The organism is Rhodopirellula halodulae (assembly GCF_020966775.1).
In the GTDB taxonomy this organism is placed as follows: domain Bacteria; phylum Planctomycetota; class Planctomycetia; order Pirellulales; family Pirellulaceae; genus Rhodopirellula; species Rhodopirellula halodulae.
This window is the reverse complement of record NZ_JAJKFV010000007.1, coordinates 169555-185388: the sequence shown is the minus strand read 5'-3', so window position 1 is coordinate 185388 and position 15834 is coordinate 169555. Positions and strand designations below refer to the sequence as shown.

The 15834-nt window shown below is 57.1% G+C and carries 11 protein-coding genes; 6 read left to right on the top strand and 5 right to left on the bottom strand.

What is annotated here, in order from left to right; all coding sequences use genetic code 11:
• Positions 1 to 140: 140 nt before the first annotated feature.
• Both LOC70_RS06135 and LOC70_RS06130 read left to right on the top strand, forming a co-directional pair.
• On the top strand, positions 141 to 1925 hold the full coding sequence (locus tag LOC70_RS06135) for a hypothetical protein (protein WP_230252609.1): 1785 nt from the start codon (positions 141 to 143) through the stop codon (positions 1923 to 1925).
• 214 nt (positions 1926 to 2139) lie between these two features.
• Positions 2140 to 3099: a lactate/malate dehydrogenase family protein gene (locus tag LOC70_RS06130; protein ID WP_230252550.1), complete on the top strand. Its 960-nt coding sequence runs from the start codon at positions 2140 to 2142 to the stop codon at positions 3097 to 3099.
• 63 nt (positions 3100 to 3162) lie between these two features.
• Here the strand turns inward: LOC70_RS06130 and LOC70_RS06125 are convergent, their stop codons facing one another.
• The 3 genes from LOC70_RS06125 to LOC70_RS06115 are packed head-to-tail and all read right to left on the bottom strand — an operon-like array spanning position 3163 to position 7918.
• On the bottom strand, positions 3163 to 4233 hold the full coding sequence (locus LOC70_RS06125; protein WP_230252549.1) for a hypothetical protein: 1071 nt from the start codon (positions 4231 to 4233) through the stop codon (positions 3163 to 3165).
• Positions 4230 to 6356: a hypothetical protein gene (locus LOC70_RS06120; protein WP_230252547.1), complete on the bottom strand. Its 2127-nt coding sequence runs from the start codon at positions 6354 to 6356 to the stop codon at positions 4230 to 4232. Before LOC70_RS06120 ends, LOC70_RS06125 begins: the two co-directional genes overlap by 4 nt.
• Complete coding sequence (locus tag LOC70_RS06115; RefSeq protein WP_230252545.1) at positions 6353 to 7918, bottom strand: MotA/TolQ/ExbB proton channel family protein; 1566 nt, start codon at positions 7916 to 7918, stop codon at positions 6353 to 6355. The genes LOC70_RS06120 and LOC70_RS06115 overlap by 4 nt, the downstream gene beginning before the upstream one ends.
• Before the next feature lie 273 nt (positions 7919 to 8191).
• On the opposite strand from LOC70_RS06115, the gene LOC70_RS06110 reads away from it, so the two are divergent.
• The 4 genes from LOC70_RS06110 to LOC70_RS06095 all read left to right on the top strand — a co-directional run bounded on the left by LOC70_RS06110 (position 8192) and on the right by LOC70_RS06095 (position 12683).
• Entirely contained in the window at positions 8192 to 8674 is a 483-nt protein-coding gene (locus LOC70_RS06110) for a hypothetical protein (RefSeq protein ID WP_230252544.1), read from the top strand.
• Between the two features lie 132 nt (positions 8675 to 8806).
• Entirely contained in the window at positions 8807 to 10459 is a 1653-nt protein-coding gene (locus tag LOC70_RS06105) for a helix-turn-helix domain-containing protein (protein WP_230252543.1), read from the top strand.
• Between the two features lie 668 nt (positions 10460 to 11127).
• A complete protein-coding gene (locus LOC70_RS06100) occupies positions 11128 to 11298 on the top strand; it encodes a hypothetical protein (protein ID WP_230252542.1) in 171 nt (56 codons plus the stop codon).
• Positions 11299 to 11453: 155 nt separating this feature from the next.
• A complete protein-coding gene (locus LOC70_RS06095) occupies positions 11454 to 12683 on the top strand; it encodes a DUF1559 domain-containing protein (protein WP_230252541.1) in 1230 nt (409 codons plus the stop codon).
• Between the two features lie 83 nt (positions 12684 to 12766).
• On the opposite strand, the gene LOC70_RS06090 is transcribed toward LOC70_RS06095, so the two are convergent.
• A complete protein-coding gene (locus tag LOC70_RS06090) occupies positions 12767 to 14011 on the bottom strand; it encodes a tetratricopeptide repeat protein (protein ID WP_230252540.1) in 1245 nt (414 codons plus the stop codon).
• Positions 14012 to 14295: 284 nt separating this feature from the next.
• Positions 14296 to 15729, bottom strand: coding sequence for a multiheme c-type cytochrome (locus LOC70_RS06085; RefSeq protein WP_230252539.1), 1434 nt, complete (start codon positions 15727 to 15729; stop codon positions 14296 to 14298).
• Positions 15730 to 15834: the final 105 nt, after the last annotated feature.

Here is a 15834-nt window from a genome sequence, read left to right as displayed (position 1 = left end):
AATCAATTTCGATCCCCCCGAGCGCGAGTTATATATGTTGCGACGTGAAGTTCTGCGGAGCTTCTACGAACCGACAGTCCATGTTGATGCGCCACATCCGTCTTGGGCATCATCCGTTCCAACCTCTTGAGGTATCCCCCGTGAAGAAATTGTTCTATTCGTTCGCGGTTGCAGCGACTGCAATCGCCTACGGCTCGACCGCCAGCGCTGACTGCTGTGGCGCACCCGCTCCCGCACCTGCCTGTGGCGGATGCGGTGCTGTCGTCTCGGCTTCGCCCGCCGAAGGTGCACCTGCTGCTGACGCAGCTCCTGTCGCCGTAGCAGAAGGTTGTGGTCCTGCCATGGTCACCAAGACCATCATGGTTCCACAACAAGTCACCGAAATGCAAACGGTGACTGAAACGCAAATGCAACAAGAAACGCGTCAACGCACCTACACGGTCGTGAAATGCGTTCCTCGTACCGAAACTCGCACTCGCACCGTCACCAAGCAAGTTCCTCGCGAAGTCGTCAAGACAGAGGAATACACCGTGATGGTTCCGTCGAAGAAGACGGAAGAGTACAGCGTGCAAGTTCCTGTGACGACCGAAATCGAAGAAGCTTACACCGTCATGGTTCCACAAAAGAGCACCGTGGAAGAAACCTACTCGGTTCAAGTTCCCGTGACGACCGAAGTCGAAGTGCCTTACACGGTCCAGGTTCCTTACACCGAAACCGCAACACGCACGTACACCGTGAATGTTCCTTACACCGAAATGGTCGAAAAGACCTACTCGGTTTGCGTTCCTGTGACCGAGCAAGTTGAGCGCAGCTACACCGTTCGCGTTCCTTACACCGAGCAAGTCGCTCAAACCTACACCGTTCGCGTTCCTTACACCGAAACCGTTGAGCAAACCTACACGGTTCAAGTTCCTTACACCGAAACGCTGACCGCATCGCGCACCGTTTGCAAACGCGTTCCTGTTCAAAAGACCCGCATGGTCAGCAAAGACATGGGTAGCTACCAGTGCGTCACCGAAGAAGTCCCCGCCGGCAACGGTTGCGGATCGGCTTGTGGCGGATGCGGATCGTGCGGCGGTTGCAGCGACGCTTGCGGTTGCGGCAGCAGCTGTGGCGGATGCAACAACGGCTGTGGCGGTTGCACCAAAACCATCACCAAACGCGTTTGGGTTCCAAACTTGGTGACCGAAGAAGTTCCTTACACCGAGTACGTCAACGAGCGCTCGGAAGAGCCTTACACGTACACCGTGACCAAGTGCCGTACCGAAACCCGCACTCGTCCCGTTTCGGTTTGCAAGTACCGCACCGAAACCAAGACCCGCATGGTCGACGTGAAGAAATGCCGTTTGGAAACTCGCACTCGCATGGTCCCAGTGACCCGCATGCAGCGTGAGACTCGCACTTGCCAAGTTCCTGTTCGTCGTTGCCGTCAAGAACAACGCACTCAGGAATACCAAGTCACCAAGTGCCGTGCAGAACAACGCGTTCGCACCGAAAAGCGTTGCGAGTACAAAACCGAAACTCGTACTCGTACGAAAGAAGTTTGCACGATGGTCGCTGAAACTCGCACCCGCATGGTGCCAAAGACCAGCATGACCACCGAAACTCGCACTCGCGAAGTTTGCGTCATGGTTCCTGAAACCAAGACTCGCGAATACACCGTCACCGAGTTCGACACGGTGAGCGAAGAAGTTCCTTACACCGTGACCGTCATGGACCGCGTGGAAGAAGAAAAGACCGAAGACTACACCGTTTGCGTGCCAGTCCAAGTTGAAAAGGAAGTCGAAGTCACGAAGACCATCATGGTTCCTCAAACCGTTGAAGTTCCTGCTTCCAACGGATGTGGCTCGGCCGCTGGTGCTGCTGCTGGCTCGGCCAGCGGTTGCGGATGCGGTGCTCCAGTCGCTTCGGGCTGCGGATGCTGATCCGTCTGTTTGACCAAACGGTCAAACAGCCAATCTGAAAATTGCGAGGCCAGTGTCCTACGGGGCACTGGCCTTTTTCTGTGCGCCGCCGTCGTCTCAAACGCTTGGTCGAACCGGACGGCTAGATGCCATTGAAGCCTTGCGATGGATGCGAAAGCTGCACTGGGCCGGTACGCTCTGCGTCGGCAATTGGCTTCCGTTTCAAAACGTTAAGATGAAATCGGAGTCTCAACGTCGTCGCAATCGCAACGGAGCAGCTTGCATGAAGATCACCTTGGTAGGAACCGGACGTGTCGGATCAGCCATCGCGTTTGGCTTGACAATCAATCCACTCGCCAGCGAACTGCTTCTCCTGAATCGTTCACGTAACAAGGCCGAGGGCGATGCTTTGGATTTGACCCACGCTGCGGCGCTGGTCAACAGCAACATGAAGATCCACGCCGGCGAGATCGCGGACTCGAAGGACTCCGATGTGATCATCTTCACCGCGTCGGTTCCCTTTCGCTATCCAGAACAAACCCGGTTGGCGATGGGCATCGAGAACATGCCCATCCTGAAAGAATGGATTCCTGAACTGGCACGTCAAAGCCCCAACGCGATCATCTTGATGGTCAGCAATCCGGTCGATGCACTGACGTATGAAACGATTCGCCTGACTGGGTTCGATCCCAAACGAGTCATCGGAACGGGGACGTTGGTGGATAGCATTCGCTACCGAGCCCTCCTGTCCACGCGTTTGCAAATTCACCCGGAAGACATCCGCGCCTACATCATGGGCGAACACGGCGACTCTCAATTCGCGGCATCATCCATCGCCATGACGGGTGGCGAACGGTTCTATCCCAGTGACACATCACGGGAGATGTTCGAAAAAACCAAAGCCATGGGCTACGAGGTTTTTCGCTTGAAAGGTCACACGTCCTATGGAATCGCGATGGCCACGATCACGATTTTGGACAGCATCACGTACGACCTTCGGCACACGTTACCAGTCAGCGTCATGGTGGATGGGTACTTGGGCGTGGAAGACGTCTGCCTGTCGATGCCGGCGGTGATCGGACGCGAAGGCATCACTCGGATTCTGCACCCCGTGCTGAACGAAGAAGAACAGGACGCTTTCCGAAGGTCGGCGGAAATCGTCAAGCAAACGCTCGTCGACATGGAAGCTGGCTAGCGGTCAATTCGCCCGCCATGCTTTCGACGCAGCAACGATGAAAACGCCGACAATGTGAATTGGTTACTGTGCCTGTGATCGTGAACCGCTCGGGCCACCGGTGATGGCTCGATCCGCAGGCAACGGACGCGCGGCCGTGGCAAACCCACGTCGATACAAGTGTTCCTTCAGCGACCGGAACGAAGCAAAGCTTTCCGGGTAAACCCACACCGTGATAGTGGTTTTAGAAGGATCTCGTCCGGCAAGTTCCACATCGAGCAAGCGACTGGTTGTCAGGACTTGATCAATGGGTTGGCCATGAGGCTCTTCCAACGGCTCGATCACCATCCCGGCGAGTTGCACCCTAGTGCCCATGCCAGTCTTGCCACTCTGCGTGATCCGGCCGGTGGATTTGTCCATCGCATAGTGAGCCACGTAGCCTCGAATCGGTCCCACCGCCGAGGACGATCGCCCGTTTCTCGAACCGCGAATCACGCGGCCGAAGTCTTCTTTGATGGCTTCCAACAAAGGCTCGATCGGGACCACCGACAAACGGTTGTTCTTTAAACGCAGATGAATCTCGTCGCCGAACACGGTTTTTGCCATGGGCGTCGGCAGATGCTCCACCGCCACAACCGGCGACTCTTGGTTTTCCAGACGTTCTTTGGTTCCCGCCAATTCCGCCAACTGGGAACTGACCTCCTGCATCTCGCTTCCCAACTTGGCCGCGCGAACCTTCTGTTCATCCAAAGACTTCTGTTTTTCCGCCCAAGCCTCTTCGGCTAACGTCAACAGGTCCAACAAGGCACCGCGTTCGCGTTTGGCAACTTCCAGTTCCGCATCATAGCGAACGATCATCTTTTCCAACCGATTCGACTCGCGCTGCGCTGCCGCGGCTTGCATCGCCGTTTGCGCGAGTTCGGAAATCTGCGATTCGGTGGCAAGCGTCGGCGTGTTTGGAATCACCGCGTCGGGCTGCACAAGTTCGCCTGGATTTTGAGCGACCTCATCCGGCGACGTCAGTGCCCTCGTGATGCGTTGCGTTTGGGTCCCCAGCACGACCACCAAAATGATCAGGATCCCAACAAGGTTGGCCACAATGTCCAAAAAGGCATCGTGTCCGAGTTCCAGCGTGGCCCGTTTGCGTCGACTCATCGAACCCTCCGCATGATTTCGACACCGCTACCGTTCATCAGCGTTTGCAACTCATGAAAACGCTGCTCGGCGTGAGGAGCCACCAACACGTCCAACCGAGGCTGCCAACGACCGCCGGGCAGAGTGGTTCCCCAGCTATCGACGCGATCACGAACAGCGGTCGCCAAACGCAATGTCGCGTTGTAGACCGAACCGTTCTCGAACGGGAATGACTGGATGACTTCGTTATTCTGAACCAGCTCGTATCGGTCGTGGTGACAAACCATCGCGATTGGTCGCACGACTTGGGTTCCGTTCATCCCCGCCATGGAACGCGGCAACGCCCAATCCTTGCCTTCACGTCGCACCATCGTTGGTGCGGCTTGCTGTTGCTGGTCCATTCGCATGTTCATGCTTTGCGGCGGGGCTCCCGCGGGCGGTTGAGCCTGGGATGCCGCCGGTGCAGAGGACATCGAAACGGAAGCCGCCGCGGACTGACCACCGGAAGGCTGCTTCATTCCCGCAGCCATCTCTCCGTTGACTTGCGAACTGGCACCTCGCTGGTCCGCATCGGTGTTGCTTTGGAACGGTTCGCTTTGATCCGATGAATCAGAACCATCCATTGCCTCCTGACCAGCCGCCATCAAGTTCGCGTTCGCGCTGTCACCCGTTCCCGATTGCCCCGCCGATGGCATGCGGCTGGACAAAGGTTTGTCTTTCTGCGCCAGGTATTCGTTCAAAGCGTCCGAATGGGTTTCCGCAGCACCGAATCGCTCATGAGTCGAACCGGGGACGGGCTCCGCCATCCCACCGGCGGTCAGAGGCGGACCATTGTCGCGCAAGGGTGCAAAGCCATTGGACCGAGCTTGGCGATCCAACGACCGAGCCGACAGCACCGGCAACGGTTTGCTCGGACGAGTTTCCTCGGCCCCGGATCCGAATCCGCTGCGAGATCCAGCATCGCGACCGGCTTGGGTTCCAATTTCGCTTCCGAATTCGCTTCCTTGGGTGTTGCCGGAAACCATTGGTCCTGAACCTGACGCGTAGGAACCGTCGGGTTTGGCGTAATAATCCTGGCCACCACTCAGTAGATTGCTCCTTGGACCACCAACCGAGCCCGCGACGTCACCGCCGGATCCTCCGGAACCAGCCCCGCCACGTCCGCCGATGTAGCGATAGGCGTTTCGATTGACGGCTTCGTGGATGGCCAGCTCGATCTTCGGTTTCAACGTCGAATCGGCTTTGGGAAATGCCAGATCCACTTCGCCGGGCACCAACTCGTAGCCATATTGATCATCCCAATCGCCCATCGCTGCGCGAGCCACCACGAAAGTTTCGATGCCATCGGGTCGCACAATCAACAACGGGTACGGCGGAGCAGAATCACCGTAATGCTGCACCGCATGACGACGCACCACTCGCAATGCCGCATCCAAAGGATTGGCGGTCGGCGATCCCGACTCAACGCCCGCGATCAATTGCGTGTGTGTGATCCGAGTGTCCTCGGGCCAGATCGTGATCCCATTGGCGGTGCACTCAACATAGATTGGACGTCGAGCACTTCCGTTGGGTCCGCGGTGAGGCACGATGACAACACGAGGCTTGTCACCGGATTTGACAGATTCTAATTCGGCAATTTCGCGACGGAGCGTTTCCATTTCTTCACGCATCATCACGATCGCTTGCTCGTCGACCTGCATCGCATCTTCCGGCGACACGGCAGCGTCGACTTCATCGCTGAGTAGCTTCAAACGGCTGCGAAGCTTCTGCGTCGCGGATTGGATTTGCGTCAATTCATCGCGACGGCGTTCAACCTTTTCCGTTTGCTTTTCGCGATGCGCCACCAATTCCGTGACCCGAAATTCTTCTTCTTCCAGCAGACTGGTCGCCATCGACGCGGTCATCGCCGATGGTTGAGCGTCCGCTTTCGCCGAAACGGCACTTTCCACCGATGGGTTGGACGGGTCATCGGTGGTCGGCACGGCCACGGAGTCGTCTTCAGCCAAAGCGACTTGCGGTACGGAAGTGTCCCGAGCCTTCTCGGCCACCAAAGCCAACAACAGAATCAGCGTCCCCAACGTGCACACCAGCACCGCTAGGAAAGGAAACAACGAGGGAGACAGCGAGGCGCGTCGCCGACTCATGCCGCCCGCCTTTTGCTATCGGATCGATCAGCGTTCTGGCCGGATGCGTTCGCTGGCAATCGCTTGGACAACGTATCGACAGCACGTGCCAATGCTCGCATGGCTTCTTCCATCACCGGATCCAGCGTGGCAGCCGCGGTTGTCGGAGCCGCCATGCTTTGCTGTTCAGCCAGGCTGGTCATCGCCTCGGTGTGGGTCAGCAATGTGCGGCGATGCGTTTGCACCTCGACGGAAGTGGCTTGCATGGCGTCGTTCCATGCTTTGGTTTGGTCTTTCAACGTTTGACCGAGACCGCCGCCAATGGCATCCAAGCGTGACACGGTCGCTTCGATACGATCCGCGTGACTGGTCAGTGCGGGTTGCAGAGACGCCTGCATCAAACTGCGGAACTGTTCTGCGCCTTGATCATGTTGGTCTCGCCAAGCCGACTGAGCCTCCTCGATCGTTTCCCGCCACAACTTGGCTTGCGTCACCAAGGACTCTTGCACGGCAACACGAATTCCGTCGCACAATTGCGTGACCAATGCGGTTTGGTTGTCCGCCGCGTCTTCGCTGGGCAAATTCCCCGACACCAAATCACGGACTCGCTGGTCGACTTTGACGAGCAAACCTTGCTGAGCACGCTCGACGGGGAACTGCAAAAAGATCGCCAACACCGACAACACCAAACCGAGCGCGGTGGTGTCGAACGCCACGTACAGACCGCTCTTCAATCGATCGACCGCCGCGGTTCCGTCGGAAAAGTCCAGACCGCCGAGCGTTTGCGTGATCCCAATCACGGTTCCCAAGAACCCGAGCATTGGAATGGCCCAAACGATGATGCGAATCAAACCGTACGAATCATGAGCGGCGTCGGCGTCGCGATCCGACAGTTCACGAAGGTCTTGCGGCAGTTCGCCGGTCCCGCTGCGGTGAGCCTGGCGAGAAAGTACGTCCGTCAACCGACGTACCAACAATGAATTGCGAGTCGCGACGGGAAGACCGCGAAGCGATTGCATCCAATTGCGAGCGATCGCTCCCGCGTCGTTTTGTTGCAGCCACTGCTGAGCGGGCGACTGCCCTGGCAACGTCGCGGTTTGCAACAGCAAGTCTTCGTCACGAAGCAGGTCCAACTGCTGACGGTCGCGAACCACCTGCAACGCTCGCACGACCAAGATGGCACAAGCGACACTGAACAACACGGCCGCTGCAATCGCGACGGGGTGACCCAAGAAGTATCGATTCAGCGGCCCCCAATTGACCGCGTACACCACTCCGTAAAACGCCACCGCACCGACCAAGCCCAAACCGATTGGTCCCGCCGCCGAGATCCAATGGGTCGTCGTTGATTCGTCTTGGGGAAAGGTGACGTCCTCCGCTGGCACCGAGGCGACGCCCGATGATGCGTAGGATTGCCGAGGCTCCACCGGTTCACCCCAATGGTCCGCGGGCGATTGGGCGCCCGCTGCAAGACCGCCCACTGCATGATCCCCCAACGATGTCGCTCCCGAATCGTTCGGTTTCGTCCCTGGGTGCAGAGCCGGGCTGGAAGAGGGCGGCACGTTTTGATCGAGAGGCTTCATCGGACTCCTTCCGAGAGGGACTGCTTTGGAGCGACATGAAATCGGGTAGCCGATTGAACATGCCACGTCGCTAGGATCGACCGTCACAACCGCTGGACTTCACCCAATCCGCACTTTTTACCAGCGGCCGTTTCGCGGCGCATTTCAGACGATCTGGACTGAAACGCTGATGCTGTTCTAAGGTGAAGCGGTCCTCCAAATCGAGAGGAATGCGAGTCGAATCTGGCTCATGCCCGAACCGAATTTTCCTCCGCCATCTTCCGGAAAACTGCGATGCGTTCTCTTTCCGTGCGTTTGAACCTGCTCGCCCCGATCGTGTGCGTTGGAATGGGCGTGTTTTTGGGTGTTCTGATCACCTCCGGCGGCAGCGATTTCGCGGCGGCTCAGGAAAACAGCCTGGACGTGCCGCCCGGTTTCTCGGCGATTGATTCCGCTGCCGCCCAACCCATGCCATTGCCGCAAGGAACCTCCCTCCCGGGGGGAACACCGACGTTGATCCAAGCTCGCCCTGGTCGCGATGTGGGGGCATCAGGCGAAATAATCGGATTTTCCCATGTGGACGAGTCAGGAACCCAAGTAATTAGTTTGGTGAACACAGGCAAAATGTGGATGGCTGTGTATCATGTGGGTCCCGGTGGTGAGATCCGTCTGACCAGCAGCCGCGCCATCGATGCCGATTTTTCATTGGAACTCAACGTGGCCGCTCCAACTCCCGGCGAAATTCGTCGGATGCAAGGGAGCTCGAATTCGCGTTGAGGCGGCAATTCTGCATCTGAACCGACCGTTTCTGTTGGCGATTCAACAGCTCGGCCATTAAGATGGGGAACGCAGGGAAGCGCCACCAAACCGACACATTTCGACGCCCTCTATCCTCTTCTCAGCGTTGCCATGGCTTCTTACTTGTCTCTCGAAGACGCCGCGAAACAACTGGGCATTCCCGCCGACAAACTGATCGACCTTCGCAGCCAAGGTAAAGTTCGCGGTTTTCGTGATGGCTCCAGTTGGAAGTTTCCAGAAGCGGAAATCGAGCGTCTGAAAGACGAATTGCCCAACATGTCCGGACTGGGTTCCGGCATCCTGGCCGCCGACGGTAGCGGATCGAAAATCGGATCCGTCATCGGGGGCGACGCCTCATCGACCGAAGACAGCGGGTTGGATCTGGACATCGACGCCGGTGGATCATCCAGCGGTGGCAGCGATGTCAACTTGATCGCCAACGATTCCGGCGAAGGCAGCGATGTCACGATTGTCCCCGGAGCCGCCGCCGATAGCGACGCACCGCTCAAGATTGACTTGGACGAATTGAATTTGTCTGGCTCCGCATTGTCGCATGACAGCGGTGAATTGGAATTGGAATCCCCCACGCCAGGCCCTCAACCGGTCGCGGACAGCGACGAATTTGACCTGGGCAGCTCGCTGGACCTCAGCAGCGATTCAGACGATTTGGCACTCGCTCCCGTCAGCGAAAACACTCCTGGCGGAACGCCAAAGAGCCAATCCGATCTATCGGGTTTGGGCGGCGAGGACAGCGACGGCGAACTGGACCTGGGTGATATCAGCTCGGACGAGCAAGCCAGCAGTTTGGAATTGATGGGCGACCTCGACTTGGACAGCAGCCCATCGGCGGTTGAATCCCCCAGCAAAGCAGGCAGTGACGTTCTCAGCGAGTTGGATTTGCTCGCGGGCGATGCCGGCGGAAGCGGTTTGCTTTCGGGCAGCGGCGACTTGTTGGGCAGCTCTCTGATGTCCGCCGAATCAGGTGGTTCGTCCGGTGTCGACGACGCCTTGGCCGATGATGACGATTTGATCATCGCCGACGATGACGATGACTTGGTGGTCAGCGGTGCTGGCAGCGACATCTCGATCGCCGGTGACAGTGGCATCAACTTGATGAGCCCATCGGACAGCGGACTGTCACTGGAAAGCGAGCCATTGGATTTGGCCGGCAGCAGCATCTCCGCTTTGGATTTGGGTGCGGAACTCAACGAAGGTTCCGGAACCGGAAGTGGTCACGACGGCAGCGGTTTGGTTCCCGCCAGCGAAATGGGATCGGGCATCGATTTCAAAGGTGACGACGAGTTCCAACTTTCTGCGTCCGGGATCCAGATCGAAGGCAATGACGAAAGTGCGTCGCAAGTCATCGAAGTGATGGATTCCGAAGCCGTCGACATCGAAGAAGTTGACTTCGACGGTGCCGATCAAGGCGACGCGTTTGGAGACGCCGGCGAAGATGCTTTCGCGATGGACGCGGAAGTCGCCGAAGTGGACGCCCTCGATGATCCGATGGCGATGGACGAAGGCGGCGTGCTGATCGACGAAGATTCCCCCGTGGCCGCAGCGGGTGCGCCCGTTGGCATGGGCTACGAAGTCCCCTTCACACTCTTGCAAACGATCGGTTTGCTGTTGATCCTCTGCGTGATGAGTCTTGGCGGCATGTTGATGACGGATCTCGTCCGCAACATGTGGAGCTACGCCGAACCCTCCGCCCCCGTCAGTGCTCTCACCGACATGCTCATCAGCGTCGCTGGCTGGGGCCAATAATCACGGGCCAGCAATCTCTGGTCAGCGGTCTTCGAAAGCGACAAACATCGAATCAGTGATCAATCGCCCGCACGGGCGTTGAACATTTGATCCGCCGAAGCCTCTTTCAGCATGAACCTCGGCTGACTTGCTTGTTGCTTCCCGCCGTGCTGTCTCCGTGCGTCAGGATCCAAATTACCAGCACGCGATCGTTGTCGTCGACCAATAGCTCTTTCAACGCGACCTCGCTTCGCGATTGTCGTGCCTGCTTCCGCTGAAGGCATGCGGCCGCAGCGCCATTCTGATGACGGGCGTGTCCGTGCTGAACCGCCCGGATCGTTCATCGGGCCGGACTTCTGAGCTGTCTGATCGGCCCTCGCCCCCGTCATCTCTCGATCGCCACTTTGATCCCGCCAAAGCAGCGTCTTTCTCGCGGTGTCACCGCTGCGGACGAAGCCCGCAGTTAGCACCAATTCCGAGTGCAACAAGCAACGATGGAACGTGCAATGCGCCGATTGCCGTGGAAAAATTCTCAAATTTATAGATTTCCTACACCGTTTTAACGGGAACTGAACCACCACAATTGCTATCCTACGGGTGCCGACTTAGCAACCACATGCTCAGGCGTCGCATTTCAAGCCCCTTAAACGGCGTATTTCGCCAACTTTGCAGCTAGGAACTCATTCCCGATGAAGCACTTATCTCTTCTCACCGTCGTTGCCGCGCTCGCTTTCACGTTCACAGGTTGTGGGGAAGAAGCCACCGTCGTCGAGCCGGATCAGGCCGTCGAATCAGTTGAACTTTCTCCCGAAGAGCAGGCTGAATACGACAAAGAAATGGCCGCCCAGATGGGGAACTGATTCAGTTCCTCTCTTTCTTTTTTGGAATCGAAATTTTGATTCCATCTCATCGGCTCGCCCGTCTGTGGGCGAGCCATGCCGCGAGACGCATCGTCTCACCGCATTTTGAATCATTTCCTGTTTGGACTCTTTTTAAAGAATTGGAGACAATGAAGATGATGAAACGCACTCTTTCTCGCACCGGCTTCACGCTGGTCGAGCTCCTCGTCGTGATCGCCATCATCGGCGTTCTGGTGGGGTTGCTTTTGCCGGCTGTTCAAGCGGCACGCGAAGCTGCACGCCGCATGAGCTGCAGCAACAATTTCAAGCAATTGGGATTGGCATTGCACAACTACCATTCCGCCTACGATCAGCTTCCAATCAACTACGGCGGCACCACACCGGTGGCTCCTTTGTTGAACGGGCCTGGCTCGGCTGAGTTCTGGTGGCAGAGCAGCAACTTCGGCAACCATGAGCTGTTGTCCATGTTGATCGGCTTGACGCCATTCGTGGAATCGCAAGCAACTTGGGAACAAATCTCCAATCCGTTTCCGGCCGACACCAACAATGACGGCACGCCAGACATCACCTTCCCACCAATGGGCCCCACCCCGACCCCGGGCGGTAATGATCGCAACTATTACGACCCTTGGATGACGGATCTACCCTACCTGCGTTGCCCCAGCGATCCCGGCCGCGGTGCACCAGCAATGGGACGCACCAACTATGCCCCCTGTGTTGGCGACAACATGAACCGCTGGCACGGTGGCAAAAATGGTGACCTGACGGTGAACAATTGGGCCATGGGTGTTCAATCTCGCAACCGAGGTTTCTTCATCCCTCGCGACGTCACGAAGTTCCGAGACATCTTGGATGGTTTGTCCAACACGATTGCGATGGGTGAAATCGCAACCGACCTGAACGATGGCGACAAACGAACTTCGTTGGCGGTCACCACAAGCGGGACGTATCAAACGAACCCCAACCATTGCGAACAGAATTTCTTGGATCCCGAGCGGCCTCAATTCTGGATCGATCCCGACGGTGCTGGAACGGGGCGGTCGCCTGGCGATGAACCTCGTAATCTCGGTGCCGCGACGGCCCGAGGCATGCGATGGGCGAACGCTCGTCCTGTTTACGGAACCGTCAACACGATCCTAGCACCCAACAAAGGTGTCTGTGCAGACAGTTGGCCTGAAAACGGTGCGATTGCACCTCCCAGCAGTCGTCACCAGGGTGGCGTTCACATCCTGATGGGCGATGGAGCGGTGAAGTTCATCACGGACTCCATCGATGCGGGCAACGCATCGGCTCCGTTCCCCAATCCGGGCCAAAAAAGCCCGTACGGAATCTGGGGAGCGTTGGGTACTCGCGGCAGCCGCGAAGTGATCGACATGGAATTCTGATTCCAACTCGATCGTGATCGATTTCGAACAACCGCTCTTCGATTCGGAGAGCGGTTGTTTTTTTCGATGCCAAACTTCCCGACCTATTCGCTCGAAAGCAGCTTGGGATCGAGTTCCGGATGCCCCTCGACTTGTTGCCATGGCGGACGGTCCCTCAATCGATCAACGATCCGTTTGCGAACCGTTTCGACATCGACGGAATCGTCCTCTGGCAGAGTCGTGGCCATGGACGCCCATGCCTCCGCCTCCCAAAGCCTTCCAAGATCAGCGAGCGAGTTGGCGATCTCGATGGCCAAACGTCGTGAAATGGCTCCGGTGCGAACGAAGCGACTCATCGACGACCGAGATTGCTGAAGTCGGTCGATGCGTTGCTGAATCACCTCGGACAACTCTGGCCGATCCGTGTCCATGTCTTTCGCCAGTCGCAAAATGCCCGACCATGCGGCAATCCGATCTGGATCAAGGTGAGTTGAATGCCAATAAGCACGTCGTGCTTCACGCTCGTCACCTCTAGCCGACGCGATCTCCGCTTTCGCGAGCCAGTACTCGGCCTGAGTCGTTCGATCTTCCGAATCGAATGCCTCTTCCCATCGCTCAAATGCTTCCGTTTGGCCGTCCATCGCCAAAACGAGTCCCAACAGCGTTTGAGCGGGCAAAAAGCCTTTCCGCTGCGCGGTGATTTCTTCCAGAGTTGTAATCGCCAGCGCGAAGTGCTCGTCATCGAATTGCTGTTTGGCCTGACGCAGCAACGGCCGTTTGTCATTGGGGTTCCGCTGCACCATTTCTAGCGTGGCCCCGGGATCATCGGACTCGATTGTCCCCATGCCAACGGACACCAACAATTTGGCATCGAACTGCCGGTCCAAGACGAGCTGTCTGCCGTGCGGCGTTGCCGCCGATTCATTCCCAGCGTTCAGATACAGGTCGTACAGCAAACGTCTGGTTGAATGACGAGAGGGTTCAGCCTGGACCGCTTGCTCCAGCAATTCGATCGCATCATAAAGCCGGCCGATCCCCACCAAAGCGATCATTGCCTGGCGAACCCGATCGTCGTTTTCGAACGCTTCGACCTCACACGCTTGGACCAGCAAGTCAGCCAACTCGTCCGTCTTCCCCAGGTTTTGAGCGACCTGGGCCACGTCAGCAATGGCGTCCGCATCGTCAGCGTGTTTTGCTAACACCGCGTCCGAATAAGACCACGCTTCCTGCCAATTCTGCTTTCGCATTGCGACTTTCAACTCGCCACGCGGACGCGGGGCTCGCTTCGCCGTTTCGGCATGTTCTGTCTGGCTGCATCCCACAACGGCCATCACGATCGCCAACGGCACGCACCATCTTTTCGTCGCGGCCAATTGGGATCGCGTTTCGGTTGAGGGATGCGAGCCGCGAAAACCACAGGTCCACTTCAACATCAAACGCTCGCTAGGTGTGTTCTGATTCAAACTGGCTCCGCAATTCGTTTTGGATAGAACTGGTGCATCCCGGCAACGACCTTCTGTACGTGGTGTGCTGGTGGTCGATCACGACCTCGCTTCAAGCTTTCCATCAATCCAAGCTTCATTATCGTCGGACGCCGCCAACTCGAACACGGGTGCACAGCTTGTTTGATGCATCATTCGGTGGAGTCGTTCGATCGATCGATGACTTCATCGGCATGGTCTCGATCCACTCGGATGAAATGGTCCGCCATCGAAAGCGTCAGCCCCTGCAACTTCATCCCTGCCAAATCATCAATCGCTGTGCTTGGCATGTGACACTCGACGCACTTGCCAGCAACATCGGCTGACAACTCTGGCTGCAATCCACAATGCTCGACTTCGTGGCATTTCAAGCATGCCTCTCGAAAGAAGACTTCGTCGCCACGCTGCGCGACGTGGGGATCGTGGCAATCCGTGCAAGTCATCTGAGATTGCTGGAAACACTCGCTCAATCGCAAACGAGCCAGTTGGTTGCTCGTATGAATCCCGCTGTCATCGAATTCGGGTTTTAACAATCGATGGAACTGATTCAAATCCTCACCCGGACGAAAGCTGAATGCAGGTTTCTTCAAGTCAAAGGCACCGGAATGACATTGCCCGCAAACATCCAATTGTCGCTCTCGAGGCAAATCACTCGGATGGACGATGTGTCTCGCCTGTTTTGATTCCGGATTGGCCTGGTGATATTCGACATGCTTCCGCCCTGGTCCATGGCAACGCTCGCATGAAATGCCCCAAATCGCGGACGACCGTCGATAATGATTCGGCGGTTCGGTTTGCTCGATGTAGGTGACATGACACACCAAACATTCCGTTCGGATGACCCTGCCCAGATTGACGTCTAGTTCATCAAACCCGGGGCTGGTCAACCACTTGTCGGGACCACTGAAGTACGACGCGAATGCCTGGAACAATCGGTCGTTATCCCAATAGAGAAACGTTTGCGCCACTTTGCCTGATCCAGTGACCACGTCCATTGGTATATCGACGTTCCAACCATGGAATGACACACGCTGGATCGCGGAGTCCGCTTTCTCGTACATCGTCAGAGACAGCTCGGGATCGCTCGTCGGCAATTCATTGGCTGGTGACGTCAAAGCACCATGAATCTGTTTCGCCGAGCCGAGACTGCTGGTTTGATGATGAGCCGTCATCACGAATCCCTGATGTCGCTCCAAATGACACGCGGCGCAGGCGTCTGCGCCGAGGTATCCCGCTTCGTTGCTCCAACGTTCGGATCCTTGCTCTGCCATTTTCTCGGAAAGAGGCCCGTCTTCCAGCGACTCAAATGGCAAAATCATTCGCGGCCTGGGCTGATCGTCTCGCTGCAGCACCCAAGCACCTGGCAGGACATCTTTTTGGGCGATCAGCTTCGACGACAACCGAACAACATCAGGCTCGGCATTGGATTCCACGACGGTGGACGTTGGCGATTCAACTTTCCTCGCCAAGTCTTTCGCAAGCTTCGCTTGATCGGCGTCCTCTCGCGTTGACCAAATGGCGGCGACCCCAAAAGCGAGAACGACCGCAGCAATCACCTTCCAACGATTGTTTGATGATCTAGCCAACGAAAACGCCTTCTCCAATCAACGAAGTTCATCTGACAATTTGGGTCCACCCACTGGGCAAACACGATTTCTCGTGCTCTTGCGAACCCCAGATTGTAGGCGAAG